This window comes from Micromonospora sp. L32, from assembly GCF_052068055.1.
GTDB lineage: Bacteria > Actinomycetota > Actinomycetes > Mycobacteriales > Micromonosporaceae > Micromonospora > Micromonospora purpureochromogenes.
In genome coordinates this window covers 55,683-79,859 of the sequence record NZ_JBQHDD010000016.1, presented here as the reverse complement: position 1 = coordinate 79,859, position 24,177 = coordinate 55,683, and the positions used below count along the sequence as shown (strand labels likewise).

The window sequence follows — 24,177 nt, the reverse complement described above, 5'->3', positions numbered from 1 at the left end:
ACGCGCGCAGCGCGTCGGCGTCCGCGACGATCAACTCATCCAGTTCAGCGCTCGCCATGACGGCAGGCTATCGCTGCGCCGTTGCCGCAGCCTCTGCCTGTGGGCCAGCCCGACTCGCCGGGCTGCCGACGCGCCGGTCGCTCGGCGGACCGTCGGAGGCAGGACCTCGATGCTCAGGACGGTCTCGACGTCGGGCCGGCCTGTCCGACTCCTCGTGCACGTGCCGGTTGCGGCGAGCGTCGTGCACGACCACGGGCCTCTGACAATCGCCAGCGCCATCCACGGTGGCGGCCAGACGCCGTACGAGCCGGCGACGCCCGGCAATCCAGCCACGCACCTCAACGGCTCGGTTGCGCCAGATCCGGATGCCGGCTGGTGCGCTGGTAGACGGGGTAGCGCAACCGCCAAACCTCCTCGATTGAACAGCTAGACCGTGCCGGCGGCTGTGTGGGTGGCCGGGCGCCTGGTGTCGACGTTGCCGGTCATGGTGTTGAGGATGGCGGGTAGTTCGGCCACGGTCTGGGCGGGCAGGCCGGTCACGGTTTCCTCCGCCAGAGCGTGCCATAGCTGCTTGACCTGGTCGGCGAGTGCCTTGCCGCTGTCGGTGAGTTCGACGATGCTGGCGCGCTTGTCGGAGGGGGCGGGTTCGCGGCGGATGTGGCCGGAGGCTTCGAGCTTGCGGGTCATGAGCGTGACGCTGGGCGGCTCGCAGCCGAGCGCCTCGCTGAGCTGGGCCTGGATTCTCGGGCCGGTCCGGTCGAGTTCGAGCAGGAGTGCCTCTTGGCCGGGGTGCAGGCCGAGCGGGGCCAGCAACGCGGCGGCCCTGGCCCGGTGGCGCAGGCTCAGCAGGCGGATGGCCTGGTTGAGGGCGTCGGCGTACTCGAAGTCCACGGGCTCTCCTTGACAGATTAGTTATGCGCATAACATTATGCGCGTAACTAATTCTAGCAACACCGAGGAGCCGGACATGACCGTGAAGGTCGCTGTCATCTACTACAGCGCGACAGGCAGTGTGCACGCACTCGCGCAGGCCGTCGCCGAGGGGGCCGCCTCGGCCGGGGCCGTCGTGCGGCTGCGGCGGGTCGCCGAGCTGGCACCCGACAGCGCGATCGACCAGAACCCGCAGTGGCGGCGGCACGCCGACGCGACCGCGTCGATTGCCCAGGCCTCACTTGAGGACCTGGCGTGGGCCGACGCGTACGCGTTCGGGACGCCGACCCGGTTCGGCGCGCCGGCCGCGCAGCTCAAGCAGTTCATCGACCAGGCCGGCGGGCTGTGGCAGGAGGGGAAGCTGGCCAACAAGCCGGTGACGGCCTTCACCTCAGCGTTCAACCGGCACGGCGGCAGCGAGGCCACAATCTTGTCGCTGGGCAACGTCTTCTACCACTGGGGGTCGCTGATCGTCCCGCCCGGATTCACCGATCCGGTCGTGTACGCCGCAGGCGGCAACCCCTACGGCACGTCGCATGTGACCAGCCCGAACGGAGACGGCCCCGATGCCGCGGCGCTGGAAGCGGCCAGGTACCAGGGACTTCGGCTGGCCAAGATCACGCTCCAGCTGCTGGGGGACCACGTCGTCGCCGATGCCGCCGTGGGCAACGGGAACAGCCACGGAGCCCTGGCCGGAGCAGCCTCCCGGACCGCGTGAGCGGCGGGTTAGCAAGGAGAGAAGTCATGACAAGCACCAGCACCGCAACTCAGCGGGCCAGGCTGCAGGCCGGATCCTCCTGGATGGTCCTGGCGCTGGCGTGTGCCTGCCAGTTCATGGTGATCCTGGACGTGTCCATCGTTAACGTCGCGCTGCCCTCGGTCCAGCGGGATCTCGGCTTTACCGCCACCGGCCTGGCCTGGGTGGTGAATGGCTACGTGCTTACCTTCGCTGGCTTCATGCTGCTGGGTGGCCGCGCCGTTGACCTGTTCGGCCCGCAGCGGATGCTGGTCGCCGGGCTGTTCCTGTTCTCCGCCTCGAGTCTGGTCGGCGGCCTGGCAACCGCTCCGGAGATCCTGGTGGGGGCCCGCGTCGCGCAGGGCGTGGGCGCCGCGATGCTGGCCCCGGCGACGTTGGCCGTGATCAACACCTACTTCACCGAGCCGCAGGCGCGGGCCCGGGCGTTCGGCGCGTGGTCCGCCTCGGGCGGTGTGGGCGGGATGGCCGGCGCGCTCGCCGGCGGCGCCATCACCACTGGCCTGTCATGGCGGTGGGTCTTCCTCATCAACGTACCGATCGGCGCCGTGCTGATCGTATTGGCCATGATGTCGCTGGTCGGCACGCGAGCCAGCCGGCGGGAATCGCTTGACCTCATTGGCGCGGTCACGGGCACGGCGGGGCTGGCCGCGTTGATCTACGGGGTCATGCAAAGCGCCGACCATGGCTGGACGTCCGTGCGGGTTCTCGGGCCAGCCGTGGCGGGCCTGCTCCTGCTCGTCGTCTTCACCGTGGTGGAGGCGCGTTTCGCCACCCAGCCGATGGTGCCCCTGCGGCTGTTCACGATCCGGACCGTGGCCGTCAGCAACGGCATGCTGCTGCTGTTCGGCGGGATTGCCATCGCGATGTGGTATTTCACGTCGCTGTTCATGCAGAACGCACTCGGCTACAGCGCACTTGAAGCCGGGCTCGGGCAGACACCCGCGGCGGTAATGTTCGTGGTGATCGCGCGATTCGCCGCCAACCTGCTGCCCCGAACCGGTGTACGCCCTCTGGTACTGGCCGGCAGCGCCTGCTTCCCAGCCGGCTTCGGCTGGCTCGCCCAGGCCCGCACCGACAGCGACTACGTCACCAGCGTGCTCGGACCCACGCTGCTCATCGCCGTCGGCATCGGCCTGACCTTCCCCACCCTCATGGCCGCAGCCACCGCCGACGTACCCGAAGGCGACGCGGGCATCATCGGCGGCCTGGCCAACACCGCCAGCCAGATAGGCGGCTCGGTAGCCCTAGCCGTACTCGCCACAGCCGCCAGCGCCAAGGCCGGAACAGACGCCGCCGACGCCGGCTCTCCTGCCGCCCTCGCCGCCGGCTACGACCTGGTCTTCCTCATGGCAGCCGGGATCGGCCTAGCTATCGCGATAGTCAGCCTGCTACTACCGCAACACCGGCACGGCTGACCACGGCGACGCCGCGTGCTCACTCGCCGCACCCTTGTCCGCGTACGACAGGGGTGCGGCGAGCGCCTGGTCAGCTCACCGCAGTTCCGCCAGCGCACGGTGCGGCTGCCAGACGAGCCCCGGGGAGACGAGTCGAAGTACGAGGCGATCAAGGCCGTAGCGTGAGGCTGGGAATCGCCGCAGAGTCGCTGCGCCGTTGGCAGCGCGCCGAGCAGAGGTGGGCGCCGGGCACAGCCCCAGCAAACCCATCGAGCCGGCATCAGGCCCACTGAGCCGTTGCGTAAACATTCCTGAACCGCATCAAATGCAGCAAGTCAGGACAGCAGCATAACGAGATGGCCATGCTGTTGATCGCTGCACGCGCACTGCTTTCGGCATGAGCGGACGTCGCCGGCTTGTGAAGCGGAGATGCCGGTGTCGTAGATGGCCCTCTCACAAGGGATGAAAGGCCCAGAGATCATTTTGTTAGGACCGCTTACTCTTGCCTCGGCGCTGTCTGCGGGCAGGCTGCTCACACTCGATCAGCAGCAGGCCAGCGGCCGACAGCGCCCGCGCCAGCCCTACCCTGCTTCTCGGGTTGTTTCGGGCCGTGCAAGGACTCGCTGTCAGTGCACTCGCGCTGATGTCGCCCCGCAGGTGAGTCTCTGAACCGCCAGGTCGTTGCCGCACCCCCCAGGCTCGCTGTTGAGAGTGCACATGGCGACTCCAACGACGTGAGCGGTGAGCGACGCCTGGGCGGCAGCATGCAGTCAGCCGGTGGCGTCCGCCATGATCCCGTTGACGTACAGCGACTCGGAGCACGTGCTGGGCGTTCTGGCGTTGACCGGGGTGCCCGGCCTGCGGCAGGCCACCGTCAGCGTCACCTGGGCTCGGGCCGGCACCCGGATCGGCGTCACGGAGTGGTAGTCCTGCTCGCGGAAGTTCTCCAGCCCGTACGTCACGATCTTCACGCCGTTGGCGCTCACGCTCAGCGTGCCCTCGTCGCCCTGCGGGTTGTCCACGAGAAAATCGGTGAGCAGGAAGATCTTCCTGGCAGGAACCGTGTAACTCCGCTCCGCCGAGCCGCCCGGATTCGTGCGGAACGAGATCGCCGTGGAGAACTGCGTCTCGCCATCGCCGTTGCGGCCACCACCGTTGCGGCCACCACCGTCCTCCGTGCCGCCCCCCGCCGGCGGTTTCGGCGCCTCGGGTGTCTGCCGCCGTTGCTTGTCGACCGCCTGGTCCGCAGCGCGGTCCGCGGCCTGCACCGCGGCCTGTTCGACCGTCCCGTCGACGGCTTCCCGCGCCGCCGAACGCACCACCGGTCGCAACAGACCGAACCAGAGCGCGAGCAGCAGCAACAGCAGAGCGAGCAGCAGCGCCAGCAGCTTGAGCAGCCACGCGGAGAGAATCGGCCGTTGCACGAAGGTGCCGTCGACCGTGCAGGCCACCCCGTCCTCCCGCAGCACCTGCGTGCGGAACGGGAGATGCGTCGGCTCGCCCCGCCACAGCAGGCTCTTCGCCCGCACCACGAGGACGGCCTCGAGCCGCTCGCCGGCCGCCAGAGTCGCCCGCGCGGGCCGGAGGGCGAGCGTGAGCTGTTCGGCCGTGTCGGTGGCAGCGAAGGCAAGCTGCTCCGTGAGGTTGCCGCGGTTCTCCGTCTCCAGCCGGTAGCGGGCGCGCCAGCGCCCGTCGCGCACCTGCGGCCGCAACTCCGCGGCGACATCGGCGAACGGCAGGACGACGAGCGTCCCCTCCTCGACCACGGCGGCCTCGGGATGTTCCGACGGCAGCACGCGCACCCCGAACGGCATGCCGCCGGCGGGCACCTGCGACGAGCGCGGCGGCCGGAACGTGACGGTCACGCTCTCCGCCGTGCCCGGGAAGAGCGACAGGACCGGCGGGTCGATGGTCACCCACTCCGCGGGTACGCCGACCATCTCGAACCGGTAGGCCTCGACGATGTCGACCGTGTTGCGGACGCTGATCGTGACCCGTGCCTCGCCGCCCGGCGTGACGGTGACCTCGGTGAGAGCCAGGTTGGCGGATGCGCTCATGTCGGCCGACTGTAGGCCCATGCGTGAACGGGGAAACCCGCCTTACGGGAACAGTCACGGGCAGGCCGGGTGCCCATCCGGGCCGGCGTTAGGTGCACGCAAAGCGGCTCCCCCCACCCTTGCGCCGCGGGCTGCCGAGTGGGCGCCAAGGGATGGGGAGGTATTTATGAACCGTGTGCCGGTCTGGGTCCACGCCGATGATCCGATCTCGCGGCAGGGGGTGGAGAGCCAGCTCCGGTCGCGTCCGGAGCTGCGGATGCTCGCGCCCGGTGAGGCGCAGGCCGCGGCGGTCGCGCTCGTGGTCGTGGACAGTCTCGACGAGGCGGCGGCCCGTGAGCTGCGCCGGCTGGGCCGTACCGGCACCGCGAAGCTCGTGCTGGTGCCGGCGCGGATCGACGATGCCGGGCTGGCCACGGCGGTCGAGTGCGGGGTGGTGGGCGTCGTACGCCGCGGGGAGGCCAGCGCGGAGAACCTGGTCCACGCGGTCAGCTCGGCGGTGCGCGGCGAAGGGGCGATCCCCGCAGACCTGCTGGGCCGACTGCTGGCACAGATGGGACGGCTGCAACGCCAGGTGCTCGACCCGCGTGGCCTGACGCTGCTCGGGCTGACCACGCGCGAGATCGACGTGCTCCGCCTGCTCGCCGACGGGTTCGACACCCGCGAGGTCGCGGAGAAGCTGTCGTACTCGGAGCGGACGGTGAAGAACGTGCTGCACGACATCACGAGCCGGTTGTGCCTGCGCAATCGCACGCACGCGGTCGCGTACGCGCTGCGGCAGGGGCTCATCTGACCGGCTGGCAGCACCCTGACGTCCGGTGGGTGCCCGAAGGGGTCACGGCTCCTGCCCGGGGGCGTGCCCGTCGGGCCCCCGCCGCCCGACGCCACCGGGTCGAATATGGACGGACGTGGTGCGGCCTCCGCCGAGCGTCGTGCGGACGGATCGGGAGCCGCGCCTGCCCCTGCCGTTAACCGCACCGCCTGTCGAGGTCCCGTTGCCAGGTCAGCGCCGAACGCCCACCATCGTGGCCGCAACGACAGCGGCCGCCGTCATGCTGCCCGGACTGGCCGCGTCGGCACCGCCGGCCGCGCCGCCCCGGCCCGCACCGGCCACGCCACCGGTGGCCGAGGAGCGCATCGCGTACGCCGGCACGAAGCACCGCAGCATCGGCGTGGTGCGCGGAGAGGGCGGGAGCGCCGTTTCGCTGCCGTTCTTCCCGATCGGCCCGGACCACTTCGACGACCAGGTGTCGGCGCGGGGCGACACGATCACCTGGGTGAGCCTGCGCGACGCCACCACCACAGAGGTCTACCTGCGCCGCGGCGACGGCCCCGTGCTGCGGCTGACCGTCAACACCTCCAGCGAGGCCCATCCGACGATCTCGCCGGACGGCACCCGGGTCGCGTTCGACTCGGGCGCCGGCCGGGGCGGTGCCGGGCACGACATCTTCGTGATCGGCGTCGACGGGACCGGACTGCGCCGGGTCACCGACGGAGTCGGCGACAACCGGTGGCCGAGCTGGTCGCCGGACGGCACGTCGTTGGCGTTCGAGGGGCGGCGCGGCGGCGAGGTGCCGCAGGTCTACCGGATGCCGGTCGCCGGTGGCGCGGTCACCCAGGTGACCAGCGAGCCCACCGGCGCGGGCCAGCCGGCCTGGGACCCGAACCCGGCGCACGACCGCATCGCCTACACCTGCGATCCGGACAGCTCCACCAACCAGAAGATCCATCTGGTGTCCCCGTCGGGCGCCGGCGACCGTCTGCTGCTGCCGGTCGAGTGGCAGAGCCGCGAGGCGGCCTGGTCACCGGACGGTTCCACCCTCGCGTTCGTCAGCCGCACCCCACCGGACGGCGGTCCGCTCGGCCAGGTCGACCTCGTCTACACCGCGACGCCCGCCGACGGCTGCACCTGCACCGCGCAGCTTCGCCTGGCCGAGGACCGACAGCTGAGCTTCCCGGCCTTCTACACCGCGCCCGGCGAGTCGTCCCCGGCGCTGATCGTGATCCGCAACAGCGCCCCCGACCGACTCACCGCCACCCTGCAGGACATCCGCCCCGACGGAGTCGATCCACGCGACCTGCGCCTGTCGATCCTGCGCGAGGATCCCAAAGCGGCTCGGGACTCCCGGTTCATGTGGCAGCCGACCGAGGGCGACCCGTGGACGGAGCGCCAGACGTACTCCCCGGACGGGCGCCGCATCGCGGTGAGCCGGTTCGAGACGGTGGATGGGCGCCGCGTCCAGCGCATCTGGACCGTCGACGCCGACGGGACCTCGCCACGTCTGCTGCCGGTGGCCGGTCGCGGTCCGGACGACCTCGAGCGCGACCCGGAGTGGTCCCCCGACGGCAGCCGGATCGCGCTGGTGCGCAGCAGACCGGGCCGCCCGGCGCGGGTGATCGTGGTCGACGCCTCCACCGGGCAGCAACTGCTGGCCGTGCCGACGCCCCCGCCGTACGCGGGGCTCGACGACACCCAACCCGCCTGGTCCCCGGACGGCGCCCTGCTGGCGTTCACCCGGGGCCGCTACAACGAGGAGGCCAGCCGCGCCCACGTCTGGACGGCGAACGCCACCGACGGCCTCGACCAGCAGGACCTGACGCGCGCCGTCTGCGGGCGGGACTGCGACGTCGTCGACGACAGCGCGGCCTTCGCCCCGGACGGCCGCCAGATCGCGTTCAACCGCCGGGAGGACGGGCTGGTCCTCACCGACGTCGACGGCACCCGCTGCCGGCTGCTCTTCCCGCCGGCCGGGGCCTCCTGCGCCGCCCCGGTTCCACCGCAGCCGGACGGCCCGTTCCAACCGCGCGACGTGAGCTGGTCGCCGGACGGACAGCGGCTGGTCTTCTCGGCCCGGCGCGAGCGCGACCCGAACTCGCCGGAGGCGCTGCACGTCTACGACATGACGACGGGCCGCCTCGCGTCGATCACCGGCGCGCTGCCCGGTCGGCAGAAGGAGCCGACCTGGCAGCGGTCGGTCGATGTCGCGACCGCCGTCGTGACCACACCCCCGACAACCACCGTCGGTGGCCGCACCGCCTTCACCCTGTCAGTCACCGACCGCGGGCCGAGCCCCGCGCCCGCCGTGCGGCTCGACCTCACCGTGCCGTCCGGCGTGCGGCTCACCGCGCTGGTGCCGGAGCGGGGGACGTGCCGGCTCACCCCAGCGGGCTGCGACCTTGAGGCCATCGGCGTCGGCCGCACGCTGACCGTACGGGTCGAGCTGACCGGGATCGCCGCCGGTTCCTTCCCGCTCTCGTGGTCGGTGAACCCGGGAGTGACCGACGCCGTGCCGGCGGACAACCGGGCTCGCACGGACGTGCGGATCATGCAGCCGCCACCGACCGCGCCGGCGGACCCGGCGCTGACCGTCTCGGTCACCCCCGCACCCGCGTACGTGGGGGGCTCCGCCGGCGTCACCTACACCGTGCGCAACGCGGGCGGGCAGCGGGCGACGGGCCTGCGGCTGACCCCGGCGCTGCCGCCCCGCGTCCGCGTCGCGGCCTCGCCGCCGGGCTGTGACCCGCAGGCGGGATGCCGGCTGCCCGATCTGGCCCCGGGCGGGGCGACCACGGTGACGTTCGTGCTGACGCCCGACGCGGCCCTGGTCGCGACCGTCGCCGGCGCCGTCACGACCACCGGCGGCAACGCCGACCCGACCAACGACACCGCCAGCGCGCCGCTGCGGGTGCTGCAGCCGCGCATCGTCGCCGTGCCGGCGATCGGGCCACCCGGTTTCGTCACCTCGGTGCGCGGCACCGACTTTCCCCCCGGAGCCCGGGTGCGACTGGCCTGGAACGTGGGCATCACCGCCGCGACCGCACCGGCCGTGGCGGCGCCGGACGGCACCTTCGCCGCCCAGCTGCTGGTGCTGCCGAAGGACCGGCTCGGCCCCCGCGAGATCCTCGCGTCCGGCACCGGCTTCGCCCCGGTGACCACCCCGTTCCGGGTGGTGCTGCCGCCGCTGCAGCCGCCCGGCCACGTCAACCGGCGGTGGTGACCGGGTGATCCACGAGGTCGACGATGCCCTGCGCGGACTGGTCACCGACGACGCGCTGGCCGGCACGGGGGTCGAGGTCACGTTCGACGCGCCCACGAGGGAGTGGGCCGCGCGGCGCAACGCACCGACGGTCAACCTGTACCTCTACGACATCCGGGAGGACCTCGCGCGCCGCAGACAGGGCGCCATCGCCGAGTACGACGATCGGGGCGCCACGGTGGCGCTGCACGACCCCGCGCGGTACTTCGCCCTGTCGTACCTGGTGACGGCATGGACCAACCGCGCCCAGGACGAACACCGCCTGCTGGCGACCCTGCTCGGCACGCTGATCCGGCACGACGCGCTGCCGCCCGCACGGCTGACGGGGTCCCTGGCGACGCTCGGCCTGACCGTGCCGATGACCGTCGCCCGGCCACCCGGGGAGGATCGCGCCTTCGCCGACGTGTGGTCGGCGCTCGGTGGAGAGTTGAAGCCGTCGCTGGACCTGGTCGTGGTCGCGCCCCTGTCGGCCCGGCGGACGCTCGCCGCCCAGCCGGTCGTCGACGGGTTGCGGCTACGCACCGCGGACCCCGCCGACGGGCCGGTCGAGACCGCCGCCCTGCGCTACAGCGACCCGGTCGCGTCGCCCGCCGGTCCCGGCGACGCGGAGCAGGGATCTGCCCTGTCGATGGTCGGCGCACGCCGCACCCGAGGCGCCGCGCGACACCGCGACGGGTCCGGGCCCCCGATCCGCGGCTCACAGCGGTGACCGCCCCCGCGCTGCCCGCGACCCACCTGCTCGCCCGACTCCGCCTGATCGAGCGGCGGGTCCGGCGCGCCGTGGACGAGCGCCGCCGCACCGATCCGGCGCCGGACGACGCGTTCCGGGGCCTGTACGTGTCGGACGAGATGGCGGACCGGCTGCTGGACACCGCCACCCCGCCGCCCCGGCACGACGACGTCAACGGCGAGGGGCTGGCCGTCGAGGCGGACACCGACGCGCACCAGGGCGAACCGCGACTGCGCCGGTTGGCCCGCGACTTCGCGCTCGCGCCACTGGACGTCGAACTGCTGCTGCTGGCTCTCCTGCCCGACGTCGACGCCCGGTTCGAGCGGCTGTACGGCTACCTCAACGACGACGTGACCCGGCGGCGGGCGTCGATCGGGCTGGCACTCGAGCTGTGCGGCGCCGCCCCCTCCTCGGCCACCGCGCGTGGCCGCTTCACCGCGTCCGCGCCGCTGGTCGCGGGCGGTCTCCTGCTGGTCGAGGAGGCAGCCGAGCGGCCCTTCCTCTCCCGGGGGCTGCGGGTGCCCGACCGGGTCACCGCCCATCTGCTCGGCGACGACACCGGCGACACCCGGCTGGCCGGCCTCGCCCGCTACGAGGAGCCCGACCCGGGTTGGCGGCCCGCGTCGGCGGAGCAGCTCGCCGCCGCCATCCGCGACGGACTTCGGTTGGCGTACGTGCGGGAGCGGCCCGGCGCGGCGGCGCAGGCGCTCGCCGCGGCGGCGCTGGCCGCGACCGGCGCTCCGGTGCTGCGCCTCGACCTCGACGCGCTGGCCGCCGACCCCGCGCCGGAGGAGGCGCTGGCCGCCGCCGCACGCGAGGCGCGGCTGCGCGGCGGAGGGCTGGTCGCCGGCCCGGTGGACGCGCTGGACCCCGCCGGGCAGCCGGGCCGTTCCCGGCTGCTGCGCCGGCTCGCCGCGCTGGCCGTACCCGTCCTGCTCACCGGCCGCACCGGGTGGGACCCGTACTGGGCCGAACGCTCCCCGCTGCTGGTGGCGGCCGAGCCGATGACCGTACGGGACCGCAGCGCGCTGTGGTGGGCCGGGTTCGGTGCGCGGCCGGGCGCGCCCGCCGGCGCGGACCTGGACGCCGAGCGCGAGCTCGCCCCGTACCTGCTGACGCCGGACCAGGTCCGGCGCGCCGCCGAGACGGCCGGCCACCGGGCGCTGCTGGAGGGTGCGGCGCAGGTCGGGCCCGAGCACCTGCGCGCCGGAGTGCGGTCGCAGAACGGGGCGGGGCTGGAAAAGCTGGCCCGGCGGGTCGAACCCGCCGTCGGCTGGGCCGACCTCGTCCTGCCCGACCCGGTCTTCGAGCAGTTGCGCGAGCTGGCCATGCGGGTACGCCACCGCGACCGGGTGCTCGGCGGGTGGCGGATGCGCCCCGGCGGCGGGCGCGGTCGCGGCGTGACGGCGCTGTTCGCCGGCGACTCCGGCACCGGCAAGACGATGTCGGCCGAGGTGGTCGCCGCCGACCTGGGCGTCGAGCTGTACGTGGTGGACCTGTCCACCGTGATCGACAAGTACGTGGGCGAGACCGAGAAGAACCTGGAGCGCATCTTCACCGAAGCCGCGAATGTCAACGGAGTCCTGCTGTTCGACGAGGCCGACGCCATCTTCGGCAAACGCTCGGAGGTCAGGGACGCCCACGACCGGTACGCCAACCTGGAGAGCGCCTATCTGCTCCAGCGCATGGAGTCCTTCGACGGGGTCGCGATCCTCACCACCAACCTGCGGGCCAACCTCGACGAGGCGTTCACCCGGCGGCTGGACGTGATCGTTGACTTCCCGCTGCCGGACGAGGCACAGCGGCGCGCCCTGTGGGACCGCTGCCTCGGCCCGGCGCTGCCCCGCGCCGAGGATCTCGACCTGGATTTCTGCGGCCGGGCGTTCGAGCTGGCGGGGGGCAGCATCCGGGCGTGCGCGGTCACCGCCGCGTACCTCGCCGCCGGGGCGGACCGGCCGGTGACGACCGACGACCTGATGGCCGCCGTGCGGCGCGAGTACGGCAAGCTCGGCCGGCTGCTGCTGGACAGCGAGTTCGGTCCGCACCTACGTGTCGGGCGAGGAGCGCTGCAGGAGCGCTAGGTGCTGGACGAGGTGACGGCGGCGGGCCGCTGCCCGTTCGGGCAGCGGCGAGTGCCCTCGACCACGCCCGGCGGTCCCTGGCACGACCCGGCCGGCGGGGACAGCGTGAGGACAGGGTTGGATCCGCGGCGAAGAGGACGAGCCATGCATGCCCATCAATCCGGGCCGGAATCGGCCCCACCATCGGTCCGGACGCCCCACCGGCGGCCGCCGTCGGAGTCCGCACCCGGTCCGGCACCTTATCCGGAGGCGGTGCTGGGGCTGCAACGCACGGCGGGCAACGCCGCGGTGGCGCGGCTGCTCGGCCGCGACGAGCACCGCAACGCGACCGACGACGGCCTGCGGGTGTCGGATCCGTCGGACGCCTTCGAGCGCGCGGCCGAGGCGAACGCCGCTCGCGCGATGGCCCGACCGCTGTCCACGCCCGCGTCGGCCGCCCGGCCTGACCGGGCGACCACCGGCTCCGGCGGCGCAGCCGACGGTCCGGCGACGGTGCAGCGTATGCCGAAGAAAGACAAGGGCAGGAAGAAGACCGCGGGGTCGTCCTCGGCGGGCGGCTCGTCGGCTGTGGAGGCGGTGCCCGCCGCGCCGGCCGAATCCGACTACGAGTACGTGATGCGGCAGATCGGCGACCAGGTCGAGGGATTCACCGAACTGGAGGAGAACCCGCGACAGGACCTCCTGGCGGCCGTGGGGCTGTTGAACCCTGACGACATGACGATCTTGCTTGAGAGGGACGAGGTCGACGCCCAATTGGACGATCTCGCCGCAGAGGTAGCGGACGAGTTCGCGCAGCGGGCGAACCGGCCGGGCTACCAGGTGAGCGGCGGCCGGAGCGACTGGGCTTCCAGCAGGACCACGGCCGAGCACGCCGCGCTCCGGGAGACACCGGCCAACCAGTGGGGCAGCCAGACGACACTGCACCACAAGATCTCGCGGAGCAACCTCAAGGAACTGCTGGCGGCGGCCGAGGCGGCCCGGCCTGCCTCGGACCCCCTGTTCACGTTCCTCGAGCAGTTGACGGACCGGGTCGGCTCGACGGGCCACGAGAAGCTCCTCTACAACATGCCGGCCAACCTCGAGATGGGCCCCGCCTCCGACATTCGTAGGACCGACCCGGGCAGCGGGTTCGACCCCAACCATGTCGACGGGCGGATGACTCCACGCTCGAGCCACCTGGTGGAGGTCGATCGGATGATCACTGCCGGCAGCTACGACTGGCAGCGGCTGGCCGAGCTTCTGGAAGCGGCCGACGCGGAACACCGGACGGCACACCGAGGTCAGCTGCTGTCACCGCCACGGCCGGAACTGTGGGAGAAGGCCGGCGCCAAGTACGAGAAGAAGGCGACCTGACCGGGCTCGTGGGCGAGACCGAGAAGCGTCGACGGTGCGATCGACACGTACCTCTCAACCCCCGGCTCCCGCCCGGAGCGGGTGACAGGAGCGATCATGCGCGACCACGAACAACGACCGGACCCCGGCAGCGCTCGGAGCAGCGCGCTTCGGCGGGCTCCGGCCGCCGGTGCACCGGTCACCGCACCGGACGGTCGGAGCCCCGCCCTCGACCAGCGCTGCATCCAGGCGCTCCAACGCTCAGTCGGCAACGCCGCGGTCGTCCAGATGCTGCACCAACGGCACACGCACACCGCCTCCTGCGGTCACGGCCCCGAGGGCCAGGACACCGCAGCGGCCACCGTCCAACGGTCGGCGGTGCACGATGTACTGCGGTCTGCCGGGCGGCCCCTGGCCGAGCCGCTGCGCACCGAGATGGAGGCCCGCCTCGGCGCGGACTTCTCGTCGGTACGCGTCCACGACGATGCCGCGGCCCGGCGGTCCTCGGACGAGATCGGCGCCCGCGCCTACACCTCCGGGGAGCATGTCGTCATCGGCGACGGCGGCGGCGACAAGCACACCCTCGCCCACGAACTGACCCACGTCGTCCAGCAGCGCCACGGCCCCGTGGCCGGTACCGACGCCGGCAACGGGGTCAGCATCTCCGACCCCTCCGACCACTACGAACGCGCCGCCGAGGCCAACGCGCGGCACGTCATGCGGGCGCCGCTCGACGCGCAACGCCCCGTGCAGGCGCGGAGCGCGGCCGCCGCCCCCGACGGCCCCGTCACCGTGCAGACCATGCCGCCGCCGGTGCCGGTCAAACCCGCCCACCTGAGGGCCGGTCAGACCAGCGAGGCCGCTGCCGCCGAGGAGGCGCCACCGCCGCAGCCCGCGGTTCCCAAACACGGGTACCTGCTCAAGGGAGACGCCGGGCCACTGCGCTTCTTCCGCGCCGACCGGCGCGCCCCCGAAGACCTCTCGCAGGGGATGAGATCCTTCCGCTCCGCGTCCGTCACGACCGAGCTGGCCGCGTTCCTCAGCGATCCCAGGGCCTACGCCCAGGACCATGTCAGCAACAACAACCCGCGCCTGGTATCCACCGCGCTGGACCAGGAGTGCGGCGGCTACGCCAGCAACGACAGGCACCTCTACCAGATCGAGGTCAGCGGCTGGTACAGGTTCGAGCAGGAGCCGCCCGCGAGAAGCAGGATCCTGGCCAAGCCGGCCATCTACGCCAACAGCACCTCCCTGGGGACGGCGACCGCCGCCGTCATCGGACCCATCGGCGCCACCCAGGAGATGGACTTCTTCGCGGAGATCCCCCGGTCCTTCATCACCGCCTGCCGCAGACCGGGCGCGAGCGACTTCACCCCGCTCTGACGTGCCTCAACGGGGCGACGCGTGCCGCATCCCTGCCCTTTCGGGAACCGGACCATGCCCCGGTCCACGCCCGCCCGGCCGTTTCCCGACGCGCCACGTGACCGGAAGGCTACGGAGGACCGACCACCGCCGGAAAAGGAGCGTTCATGCCGTCGTACCTGTCCCCCGGTGTCTATGTCGAGGAGGTCCCCAGCGGCTCCCGCCCCATCGAGGGCGTGGGGACCTCCGTGGCGGCCTTCGTGGGACTCGCCGAGAAGGGACCGTTCCACACCCCCACCCTGGTCACCACGTGGAGCCAGTACGTCCAGGTCTTCGGGGACGTCGTCGAGGGCGCGTACCTGGGCCGCGCGGTGTACGGCTACTTCGCCAACGGCGGTGGGATCTGCTACGTCGTCCGGGTGGGCGAGCAGAGCCCCGGCAACGGGCAGGGCCGCGACCGCGGCGACGGGGCCGGCAAGGACGCGCCTCGCGCGCTGCCGGCCGGCGAGCCGGTGGCGCTCGGCACGTTCAAGGTGGCGGCGCTGCCCGCCAGCGGCGGGAACATCACCGTCGAGGTGACCGATGCCGACACCGACGGCGCCGGCGAGGACCGGTTCAGGCTGCTGGTGCACCAAAACGGCACGGTGGTGGAGACGTACGACGTCTCGTCCAAGAAGAACACCAAGGCGTACGTGGTGACGCAGGTCAAGGAGCGGTCGCGGCTCATCACCGTCGAGGAGGCCGCCCCGGCGAATGCCCTGGCGCGCCCCGCCAAGCAGACGGTGACGCTGGCGACGCCGCCCGCGCCCGCCGAGGTCGTACCGGCCGCACTGTCCACCGAGGAGTACGTCGGGGACCCCGACGCGCGTACCGGCTTCGGCGGCCTGGAGGCGATCGACGAGATCACGATGGTCGCCGTGCCGGACCTGATGAGCGGGTACCAGCAGGGGCTCATCACCGCCGAGGATGTCAAGGCCGTGCAGCTCGGGGTCATCTCGCACTGTGAGCAGATGGGCGACCGGATGGCGCTGCTCGACCCGCTGCCGGACATGACGGCTCGGCAGGTGCTCACCTGGCGGCAGGAGGAGGCGGGCTACGACTCGAAGTACGCCGCTCTGTACTACCCCTGGATCAAGGTCTTCGATCCGGCGACCGGGCAGAACCGGTTCATGCCGCCGAGCGGGCACGTCGCCGGCCTGTGGTCCCGCACCGACACCGAGCGCGGGGTGCACAAGGCGCCCGCGAACGAGGTGGTGCGCGGCGCGATCGAACTCCAGAACAACGTCACCAAGGGTGAGCAGGACCTGCTCAACCCGGCCGGCGTCAACTGCCTGCGGGCCTTCCCAGGGCGGGGCATCCGCGTGTGGGGGGCGCGCACCCTCTCCTCCGACCCGGCATGGCGGTACGTCAACGTCCGCCGGCTGTTCAACTACCTCGAGGAGTCGATCCTGCTGGGCACGCAGTGGGTGGTCTTCGAGCCCAACGACGAACGGCTCTGGGGCACCATCCGCCGCAACATCTCCGCCTTCCTGCTGGAGGAGTGGCGGCGGGGCGCCCTGTTCGGCAGCTCCCCCGCCGAGGCGTTCTACGTCAAGTGCGACCGCGAGACCAACCCGCCGGAGGTGATCGACCGCGGCCAGGTGGTGTGCGAGATCGGGATCTGCCCGGTCAAGCCCGCGGAGTTCGTCATCTTCCGGCTCGCCCAGTTCTCCGACAGCACCAGCCTCGTCAGCGAATAAGACCCGAAAAAAGGCGGTAGCGACACATGGCCGAGACCGGCGACACCCTCATTGTCCACAAGTTCCAGGTCGAGCTGGGCGGCATCCAGGTGGAGTCCGTCCAGGAGGTCAGCGGCCTGACCGTCGAGCTGGACGCGATCGAGGTGAACCAGGTGACCCCCACCGGGGAGTACATCATCCGGAAGCTGCCCGGCGCCCGTAAGGGCGGCGAGGTCACCATCACGCGCGGGCTCGACAAGAGCGGCGCGTTCACCGAGTGGATCAAGCAGACCTTCGAGAAGGGGGCGGTCGCCGCCGCCCGGAAGAACATCAGCGTCATCCTCGTCGACGCCGAGAACTCCAACCAGCGTCGCTTCGACATGAAGAACGCCTGGGTGAGCAAGTGGGAAGGGCCGAGCCTCAAGGCGGGCGAGCCGTCGGCGGCGACGGAGAAGGTCACCGTGGTGTTCGAGGACATCACCACCTCATGAGACGACGTACCGTATCCACGCTGGCGCTCGCGGAGCTGGCCGCGGACGACCACGACCCCGGCGCCGAGCCGGGAACGCCACCGGCGCGGACCGCGCAGCCGCCCAAGCTGCAGACGGAGTTCGAGTTCGAACTGCCGCGCGGGTACGTCGACGACTCCGGCACCGTGCACCGCCACGGGAGCATGCGGCTGGCCACGGCTCGCGACGAACTCGCACCGCTGATCGACCTGCGCGTCAAGCAGAACCCCGCGTACCTGTCGGTCGTGCTCCTCAGCCTGGTCATCACCCGCATCGGCAGCATCACCGAGATCCGCGCCGAACTGGTGGAGAAGCTGTTCGCCTCGGACCTGGCCTTCCTGCAGGACTTCTACCGGCGGATCAACGCGGAGGGCCACACCCGCGCCGCCGTGACCTGCCCCGCGTGCGAGACGAGCTTCGAGGTGGACATCGCCGGTGGTCGCCCGGGGGAATCGTGACGTACGCGGCCGACCGGCTCTACGAGGAGGTCGCGTACGTCGCCTACCACTTCCACTGGCCCCAGCAGGAGATCCTCGATCTCACGCACGAGGAGCGACTGCGCTACGTCGAGCAGATCGCGCGCATCAACACCCGCATGAACGAAGGCGAGTAAGTGGGCCTACGCGACCTCCTACGCCGACGCCGCCGGGACACGCCGTCCGAGGCCGAGCGCCCGGCAACGGGTACGCCGGCTCCCGACGCCGGGCCCGCCGATGTCGGCTGGCGGTCCCTGGCACCGCCGCGGCGGACCTTCGACAGCGACCCGGGCCTGCTCACCGATCCGCACCACTTCGAGGCCCGGCTGACCACCCGGCAGGACCCGACCCTGCACACCGCGCCCGGCCACCTCGTCAGCCCCGACGCGCCGGCCGGTCTGGCGTACGACCTGCTGCGCGCGGCGCCGGTCCCGCCCCCGGGTTCGGCCAGCACCGTGCAGCGCCTACCACTGGCCTCGCCGACGCCGCCGCCGGAAGCCGGCGTGCAGCCAGCGTGGCTGTCCGAGCCGACGACGGCCACCGAGGCGGCGCCATCGGTGGCCGCGGGCACCACGGAGCCGGCGTCACCGGCCCGCGCGGCGGTCGTCCCCCGGACACCGGTAGCAGGGCGTCACCGCGCCCTGACCACGGCGCCGGCGGTACGGTCCGCCCGGCGGCTGCCCGCGGTCCAGCGGGCGGGGGGCGGAACGACCTCACGGCGCGCCCCGGTCCCCCCGCCGGCCCCGGCGATTCCATCGCCCTCACCGGCTCAATCGCCACCGGCGGCGGCATCCCCGTCACCGGCCCAATCGGCTCCGCCGGTCGGGAACGCTTCCGGTCCCGATTTCTCGCTGCCCGCGCGGCATCCGTCGACGGCGCCACCGGCGGGTGCCTCCGATGGGCCGGGCGCCTCCGATGGGCCGCAGCGACCCACCCTGGCGCACCGTGCCCCGGTGGCGTCGCAGGACGCCGCCGCGAGCGCCGCGCAGGACACCTCCACCGGGGCCGCGCCGCCCCGACCGGTGCCCGCGCCCCAAGCGGCGCAGCCCGCGTCCCCGGCGGCACCACCGCCGCCCCGGCCGGTCCTTTCGGGACAAGCGACGCCGGCGCCGGCCAGAACGCCCGCACCGGCGAAGCCGTCGCCCCGTGCCCCTGGCCGAACCGGGCTCGGCGACCCCTTGCCGGCCCTGCCCCCCACCGCGCGCGGGAACGCCCGGACGGGTGTTCCAGGGGTTGTGTCGGCGCCGCCCCTGCACCCCGCCACTCCCCCGACGCCCGCCCAGCGCGCGTCCACAACGACCGCCGCAACGGCTTCTCCGGCGCCCAGGACCGGCGCGACGGGATCGTGGGGGGCGCGGTCGTCCCGCCCGCCGTCCGGGTCGGGTCGCACACCAGCCCAACCCGGCCCCACAACGGCCCAACCCGGCCCCACGACGTCCGGAACGGGCCCCACAGCGGTCGGGACGGGCCCCACGAAGGCCCAGCCCGGCCCCACAACGCCCGGAACGGGCCCCACAACGTCGGGGACGGGCCCCACAAGGGCCCAGCCCGGCCCCCCAACGTCCGGGACGGGCCGCACACCGGCCGAGTCGGGGCGCCCGGCCGAGACAGTCCGCAGACCGGCCGGGACAGGCCGCACACCGCCGGAGTCCGGGTCCCCACCGGCCGGGACAGCCGGCAGACCGGCCGGGTCCGGCGGGGCAGCGCCGGGGGCCGGGATGTCAGACAGCGCCGCGACCTCGCGCCGGACGGCGGACGGGCCAGCCGCCCACGACGGCCCGGACGTACCCTCCACGCCGGCCATCGCGCCCCTCCTGCCGGGGCCGCACTTCGGACCGGTCGCGCCTGCTGCGGGCGGAGCAGCCGGACCCACCGCCGACGCGAGCGGTGCGCCTGTCGTACAGCGCGCGGTCATTCAGGCCGGCCAACCGCGGCGCGCGCAACCGGACGAGCCGCACGCCGCTCGTGACAGCTTCCACGCTCCATCGGCCCATGTCGGCACGGTGGCCCGCATCGCACCCACGGTCCCGGCCACCGCCGCCGACGCGGACACCACCCCGCGCGCGGACACCGGGACCGCCGGCGTTGCGCCCCCGGCCGCTGCCGCCCCGCCGTCTCCGCCGTCGGGCGCGCCCGGCCGTGCTGGGCCGGGTCCTCTCCACGCCTCCGCACCATCCGTGCCCGCCGTGCAACGGCTGCCCTTCCCGCCCGACCCGGCCCCGCCGGTCACCCGCGTCACGCCACGGCCTGCGGGAGTGCCGGCCGACAGCACCAGCCCGTGGCACACCGACGCATCCCGCACGGGACGGCCACGGCCTGCCGTGGCCTCCGCCGCTTCGGCCCCCGTCGCGCCCGTCGCCGGCTCCGCCGCGGTGCCCGTCGCGCGTGCACCGCTGCGGCAGACGGTGGGTGCGGCTGCCCCTCACGCCGGCACCCGATCGACCCCCGCGACCGGATCCGCCCTGCCATGGGTCACCGGCTCGGTACCCGCGTTATCGACCGGCGATGCCGGGCCGGTCCCGCCGGGTGGGTCGCCCACCGGCTCCTTCCGCCGGGCGGTTCACGTCGTACAGACGCTCGCCGCCCGGCCGCTGCACCCGGCGCCCACGGCGGTCGCCGCGCCGACTGCGCCCGCCGAGGTTTCCGCGGCCGGGACCGGCGCGGTGCCGGTCCGGTGGACCAGGCCGGGCGCGACGACGTCCGGGGAGCGCGGTCACGCCGCCACCGTCGGCGGCAGCGGGCAGGTCCGTCTCCCACCGGAACTCCACCCGACCGGCAGGCACGGAGGCGCAGGCAGCACACCGACGCGGGGCCGCCGTGGTGGCGGGGCGCGGGTTCCGGAGGCCCCGGCGCGCCGCCGGCCCCCGGTCGCGCCGGCGCTGCCCGCGGACCGCCCCGACGGCCCACGCGCCGAGGTGCCGACCGTCGGGGCCGTCCGACCGCTACCCGTACAGCGCGCTGCCGCACCGACGTGGCAGCGGCCGGCGGCCACCGGGCCGCTGCCCACCGTGCACCATCCGGCGTCGACTGCCGCTGCGGGGCAGCCCGCAGCCGCGCCGGGCACGCCCGCCCCCCGCGCCGACGGACCGCCGCCGGCGCCGCCCGCGCCATCGAGGCCCCCCTCGCGGGGCACGGGCGGGACCGCCCAGCGCGGCCGGGTACCCGTACAGCGAAGCGTTTCCGCGCCGCCCGCCACCGGCGTGCCCCACCGGGGCGGGGGCAGGGCCGCCGATGAACTGATCGGCTCACTCGACCGCCGCCACCTCGACGAGCTGGCGCACCGGCTGATCGGCCCGCTGGGCCGGCTGCTCCGCGCCGAGCTGCGGCTCGGTCGGGAACGGACCGGCCGGCTCCTGGACGGTGGTCGGTGAAGGGCCGCCGGCACGCTCGTGCCGGCCCGATCCGGCCGGCACGAGCGACGCGAAAGGACAGTGGCACAAGGAGAGGACGAGCATGGCAACGGTCGACCCCGGTACGAGCGTCCACTTCCGACTGAGGATCGACGGGATGGATCTGGGCGACTGGAACAGTTGTCAGGGGCTCGGCTGCCAGGTGGAGGTCGAGCAGCACTCCGAGGGCGGCAACAACAGCTTCGTGTGGCAGCTCCCCTCGCGCATCTCGTACTCCAACGTCAGATTGGCCCGGCCGCTCACCCCGGACACCGCCAAGGTCGCGCGGTTCCTGTCCCAACTGCCCCGCGGCGTCAAACGGGGCACCGCCCAGATCGCCGCGCTGCGACCGGACAAGGCGGTACTGGTGCAGTGGGCGTTGGCCGACGTGGTGCTGGCGAGCTGGGAAGGGCCGTCGTTCGACCCGAGCCGCTCCGAGGTCGCGACCGAGACCATCGAGCTGGCGTACCACGGTTTCCTGGAGGTTGGCGCGTGACCGCTGCATCCGGCAAGGTCGCCGCGTTCCTCCGGCGCTACCAGCCGCCCACCGACGGTCGCGGCCGGCCCGGCGGCGCGCTGGGCGGCCCGATCACGTTCATGTTCAACCCCAACCAGCTGACCCTCACCAAGTCGGCGAGCTGGATCACGCACATCGTGCGCGGCGCGGAGGAGGTCGGCATTCCGGAGTTCACCGGCTCCGGGCCCCGCACGCTGAGCCTGGAGGTGTTCCTGGACGTGACCGACACCCACGCCCGTACCGTGCAGCAACGGGTCGACGAGCTGTTGACGTGCCTGGTGCCGACCGCGCCGAGCATCCGGGCGAAGGCGCCGTCGCCGCCGTGGGTGAAGTTCGCCTGGGGCCAGTTCCAGACGGTGTCCTTCTACGCGTACGTCAGCAGTGTCAACGCCTCCTACACCCTGTTCGACGCCAACGGCACGCCGCTGCGGGCGACGTGCTCGCTGACCCTCACCGAGATCAGCGGCAACGTGCCCGGCCAGAACCCGACGTCGGGAAGCCGGTCGGCGCGGCGGGTGCACCGGGCGGTGGACGGGGACTCCCTCGCGCTGCTGGCCCACCGCGAGTACGGGGACCCGACGGTCTGGCGGGTCATCGCGGAGGCCAACGACATCGACGACCCGATGCGGCTGCGGGCCGGCACCGAGCTGCTGCTGCCGGCGACCGACGAGCTGCCGGCGCGCGGGTAGGAGAGCTCTGTGTCCGAAGGCAACTACACCAGTTACCTCGTCGTGAAGGCGCCGCGGGAGCTGCCGCCGGCGTGGGACACGAGGCTCGTGCACGCCTCGATCGAGGACAGCACGAACCTGCCGGCGTCGGCGACGCTGCGCTACCGCGACCAGAAGAGCCGGATGCTGCAGGAACTCGGCATCACCATCGGCACGAAGCTCACCGCCGCGGCGCGGACCGGCGACCAGCCCGCCCCGGTGCAGCTGTTCACCGGGGAGGTCGTCACGGTCGAGACCGAGTTCGACGGCACCGGCACGTTCACCACGATCCGCGCGCTGGACCTGTCGCACCGGCTGATGCGGGGCCGCCGGGTCGCCAGCTACTTCAACAGCAAGGCGTCGGACATCGCGGCGCAGCTGGCCAGGAAGGCCGGACTGCGAGTCGGGCGCATCGACCCGACGACCACGGTCTACGAGATGGTGACCCAGCCGAACATGACGGACTGGGAGTTCCTGCGCATGCTGGCCGTCGACAACGACGCCGAGGTGGTCATGATCGACGGGACGTTCGCGTTCCGACGGCCGGTGCGGGCCGCCACGGCGCCCGGCGCCGGTACGCCGGCGCGCCAGAGCCCGTACGTGGTCCAGATGAACGAGAACCTGCTGGCCGTACGCTCCACGGTCACCTCGGTCGGGCAGCTGTCGCGGGTCACCGTCCGCGGCTGGGACGTCCAGCAGCGCAAGGAGCTGCGCGGGCAGGCGGTCACCGCCACCAGTGACGAGCTGCAGCTCTCGGTCACCCCACGCGACGTCGTGCGGCCGTTCGGCGAGGCCGAACTGCTGGTCACCGACGTGCCGTACCGCACCGACGCCGAGGTGAAGGCCGTCGCCACCGCGCTCGCCTCCGACGTGACGTCGGCCTTCGCCGAGCTGGAGGTGGGGATTCGCGGCAACCCGCGACTGCGGGCCGGCACACCGCTCACCCTGCAGGACGTCGGCGCCCCCTTCGCCGGCAAGTACACGACGACCGCCAGCCGGCACGTGTTCGGCCCGGCCAGCTTCTACGAAACCTGGCTCACCGTCAGCGGGCGGCAGGACCGCTCGTCGTACGGCCTCGCCGCCGGCGCGTCGGCGGCGGCGCGGGTCACCCGGGTACCCGGGCTGGCGATCGGGATCGTGACCGACACGAAGGCCGGACTGGACCGCCGGCACCCGGAGCGTCGGGACCAGGGCTGGGTGAAGTTGCGCTTCCCGTGGCTCTCCGACCAGTACGTCACCGACTGGGTCCGCACTGTGCAGCTCGGCGGGGTCGGTGGCGGCGGGGTGATCAGTCCCGAGGTCGGCGACGAGGTGCTGGTCGGCTTCGAGCAGGGGCTGCTCGACCGGCCGTACGTGATCGGCGGCCTCTACAACGGCGTCGACAAGCCCAGCCCGCACGACCTGCCGTTGGTCAACCCGGCCGACGGGTCGGTCAACCGGCGCTCGCTGGCCTCCCGCGAGGGTGGCTCGCGCGGGCGCAGGTCCCGGCGGGGCAACTGGGTGGAACTGCTCGACGGCAGCACGGCGCAGGCGGCCCAGGGCATCCGGCTCACCACCCAGAGCGGCGCCGACAAGCTGGTCGTCCACCTCGACCGGGCGGGCACGTCAGTGGTCGTGCGCAGCGACGGCAGCGTCGTGATCGAGGCGAAGCAGGAGGTGGTGGTGAACGGGCAGGGCATCACGCTCGACGCCGGCCGGGGCCCGCTGACGCTGACGGGACGCTCGGTGTCCGTGTCGGGCACCGCCGACGTCGACATCAAGGCACCGATCGTGCGGATCAACTGACGTGTCCGCCAGGAGAGGAGGAGCCATGCCGCAGGCGGCCCGGATCAACGACCCCGTCAGCCATCTCGGCACCCCGCTGACCCCCGGGCCGCCGAACGGCACGCTGGGGGTACCGGCCGGCGCGGCCGTACCGGGGCTGCCCGCGAACGCCGGCTCGCCGCTGCTCGGTGTACCGAGCGTGCGCATCGCCGGCCAGCCGGCGGCGGTGGTCGGCAGCCTGTGCGTCTGCCAGCTGCACCTGTACCTGGCGCAGGGCAACCTCGTCCTGCCCGCCACGCCGCCCCCGACCAGCGGCAAAGTGCTCATCGGCGGCTTCCCCGCGGCCCGTCGGGGCGACCGCGTCACCTGTCAGGCGACGATCAGCACCGGCGCCCCGAACGTGATCATCGGAGGCTAGCC

General features: G+C 73.1%; 19 protein-coding genes. 17 read left to right on the top strand and 2 right to left on the bottom strand.

The features are described from left to right. Positions 1-426: 426 nt before the first annotated feature. Positions 427-891 (bottom strand): MarR family winged helix-turn-helix transcriptional regulator, encoded by a 465-nt coding sequence (locus ACTMTB_RS29655; protein WP_357922860.1) that lies wholly within the window; start codon positions 889-891, stop codon positions 427-429. A gap of 76 nt (positions 892-967) precedes the next feature. On the opposite strand from ACTMTB_RS29655, the gene wrbA reads away from it, so the two are divergent. Together wrbA and ACTMTB_RS29645 are read left to right on the top strand one after the other, a co-directional pair. Continuing rightward, the gene (wrbA, locus tag ACTMTB_RS29650; protein ID WP_441149460.1) at positions 968-1,648 is read left to right on the top strand and encodes an NAD(P)H:quinone oxidoreductase; all 681 of its coding nucleotides are present in this window, start codon (positions 968-970) and stop codon (positions 1,646-1,648) included. Positions 1,649-1,674: 26 nt separating this feature from the next. Continuing rightward, positions 1,675-3,102, top strand: coding sequence for an MFS transporter (locus tag ACTMTB_RS29645; RefSeq protein WP_441149459.1), 1,428 nt, complete (start codon positions 1,675-1,677; stop codon positions 3,100-3,102). A gap of 749 nt (positions 3,103-3,851) precedes the next feature. On the opposite strand, the gene ACTMTB_RS29640 is transcribed toward ACTMTB_RS29645, so the two are convergent. Then, positions 3,852-5,138, bottom strand: a complete 1,287-nt coding sequence (locus ACTMTB_RS29640) for a COG1470 family protein (protein WP_441149458.1) — start codon at positions 5,136-5,138, stop codon at positions 3,852-3,854. 166 nt (positions 5,139-5,304) lie between these two features. Here ACTMTB_RS29640 and ACTMTB_RS29635 point away from each other — a divergent pair, with 166 nt between their 5' ends. From ACTMTB_RS29635 to ACTMTB_RS29565, 15 genes are all read left to right on the top strand, one after another. Beyond that, a complete protein-coding gene (locus ACTMTB_RS29635; RefSeq protein WP_441149457.1) occupies positions 5,305-5,928 on the top strand; it encodes a LuxR C-terminal-related transcriptional regulator in 624 nt (207 codons plus the stop codon). A 232-nt stretch (positions 5,929-6,160) separates the two neighbouring features. Next, positions 6,161-9,133, top strand: a complete 2,973-nt coding sequence (locus ACTMTB_RS29630) for a hypothetical protein (protein ID WP_441149456.1) — start codon at positions 6,161-6,163, stop codon at positions 9,131-9,133. Between the two features lie 4 nt (positions 9,134-9,137). After that, on the top strand, positions 9,138-9,881 hold the full coding sequence (locus ACTMTB_RS29625; RefSeq protein WP_441149455.1) for a DUF4255 domain-containing protein: 744 nt from the start codon (positions 9,138-9,140) through the stop codon (positions 9,879-9,881). Further along, the gene (locus tag ACTMTB_RS29620; RefSeq protein WP_441149454.1) at positions 9,878-11,983 is read left to right on the top strand and encodes an ATP-binding protein; all 2,106 of its coding nucleotides are present in this window, start codon (positions 9,878-9,880) and stop codon (positions 11,981-11,983) included. The genes ACTMTB_RS29625 and ACTMTB_RS29620 overlap by 4 nt, the downstream gene beginning before the upstream one ends. Before the next feature lie 252 nt (positions 11,984-12,235). Next, positions 12,236-13,336 (top strand): hypothetical protein, encoded by a 1,101-nt coding sequence (locus ACTMTB_RS29615; protein ID WP_441149453.1) that lies wholly within the window; start codon positions 12,236-12,238, stop codon positions 13,334-13,336. Between the two features lie 96 nt (positions 13,337-13,432). Next, positions 13,433-14,698 carry an eCIS core domain-containing protein gene (locus ACTMTB_RS29610; protein ID WP_441149452.1) on the top strand — a complete coding sequence of 422 codons (1,266 nt, stop codon included), beginning with the start codon at positions 13,433-13,435 and terminating at the stop codon, positions 14,696-14,698. Positions 14,699-14,844: 146 nt separating this feature from the next. After that, a complete protein-coding gene (locus ACTMTB_RS29605; protein WP_441149451.1) occupies positions 14,845-16,416 on the top strand; it encodes a phage tail sheath family protein in 1,572 nt (523 codons plus the stop codon). 26 nt (positions 16,417-16,442) lie between these two features. Beyond that, entirely contained in the window at positions 16,443-16,886 is a 444-nt protein-coding gene (locus ACTMTB_RS29600) for a phage tail protein (RefSeq protein WP_441149450.1), read from the top strand. Continuing rightward, positions 16,883-17,362 carry a hypothetical protein gene (locus ACTMTB_RS29595; protein ID WP_441149449.1) on the top strand — a complete coding sequence of 160 codons (480 nt, stop codon included), beginning with the start codon at positions 16,883-16,885 and terminating at the stop codon, positions 17,360-17,362. The genes ACTMTB_RS29600 and ACTMTB_RS29595 overlap by 4 nt, the downstream gene beginning before the upstream one ends. Beyond that, complete coding sequence (locus tag ACTMTB_RS29590) at positions 17,359-17,517, top strand: DUF6760 family protein (protein ID WP_280840961.1); 159 nt, start codon at positions 17,359-17,361, stop codon at positions 17,515-17,517. Before ACTMTB_RS29595 ends, ACTMTB_RS29590 begins: the two co-directional genes overlap by 4 nt. Positions 17,518-20,580: 3,063 nt before the next feature. Further along, a complete protein-coding gene (locus ACTMTB_RS29585) occupies positions 20,581-20,751 on the top strand; it encodes a hypothetical protein (protein WP_441149448.1) in 171 nt (56 codons plus the stop codon). Between the two features lie 82 nt (positions 20,752-20,833). Beyond that, on the top strand, positions 20,834-21,265 hold the full coding sequence (locus ACTMTB_RS29580; protein ID WP_210777627.1) for a phage tail protein: 432 nt from the start codon (positions 20,834-20,836) through the stop codon (positions 21,263-21,265). After that, positions 21,262-21,975 carry a CIS tube protein gene (locus tag ACTMTB_RS29575; RefSeq protein WP_350796222.1) on the top strand — a complete coding sequence of 238 codons (714 nt, stop codon included), beginning with the start codon at positions 21,262-21,264 and terminating at the stop codon, positions 21,973-21,975. The genes ACTMTB_RS29580 and ACTMTB_RS29575 overlap by 4 nt, the downstream gene beginning before the upstream one ends. A gap of 9 nt (positions 21,976-21,984) precedes the next feature. After that, the gene (locus ACTMTB_RS29570; RefSeq protein ID WP_280840958.1) at positions 21,985-23,778 is read left to right on the top strand and encodes a VgrG-related protein; all 1,794 of its coding nucleotides are present in this window, start codon (positions 21,985-21,987) and stop codon (positions 23,776-23,778) included. Positions 23,779-23,803: 25 nt separating this feature from the next. Further along, positions 23,804-24,175, top strand: a complete 372-nt coding sequence (locus ACTMTB_RS29565) for a PAAR domain-containing protein (RefSeq protein ID WP_441149447.1) — start codon at positions 23,804-23,806, stop codon at positions 24,173-24,175. Positions 24,176-24,177 lie beyond the last annotated feature (2 nt).

Excerpts from the sequence above, each read along its gene's own strand:
- wrbA (WP_441149460.1), top strand. The coding sequence starts at position 968 with ATGACCGTGAAGGTCGCTGTCATCTACTACAGCGCGACAGGCAGTGTG.
- ACTMTB_RS29645 (WP_441149459.1), top strand. The coding sequence starts at position 1,675 with ATGACAAGCACCAGCACCGCAACTCAGCGGGCCAGGCTGCAGGCCGGA.
- ACTMTB_RS29640 (WP_441149458.1), bottom strand. The coding sequence starts at position 5,138 with ATGAGCGCATCCGCCAACCTGGCTCTCACCGAGGTCACCGTCACGCCG.
- ACTMTB_RS29635 (WP_441149457.1), top strand. The coding sequence starts at position 5,305 with ATGAACCGTGTGCCGGTCTGGGTCCACGCCGATGATCCGATCTCGCGG.
- ACTMTB_RS29610 (WP_441149452.1), top strand. The coding sequence starts at position 13,433 with ATGCGCGACCACGAACAACGACCGGACCCCGGCAGCGCTCGGAGCAGC.
- ACTMTB_RS29605 (WP_441149451.1), top strand. The coding sequence starts at position 14,845 with ATGCCGTCGTACCTGTCCCCCGGTGTCTATGTCGAGGAGGTCCCCAGC.
- ACTMTB_RS29600 (WP_441149450.1), top strand. The coding sequence starts at position 16,443 with ATGGCCGAGACCGGCGACACCCTCATTGTCCACAAGTTCCAGGTCGAG.
- ACTMTB_RS29595 (WP_441149449.1), top strand. The coding sequence starts at position 16,883 with ATGAGACGACGTACCGTATCCACGCTGGCGCTCGCGGAGCTGGCCGCG.
- ACTMTB_RS29580 (WP_210777627.1), top strand. The coding sequence starts at position 20,834 with ATGGCAACGGTCGACCCCGGTACGAGCGTCCACTTCCGACTGAGGATC.
- ACTMTB_RS29565 (WP_441149447.1), top strand. The coding sequence starts at position 23,804 with ATGCCGCAGGCGGCCCGGATCAACGACCCCGTCAGCCATCTCGGCACC.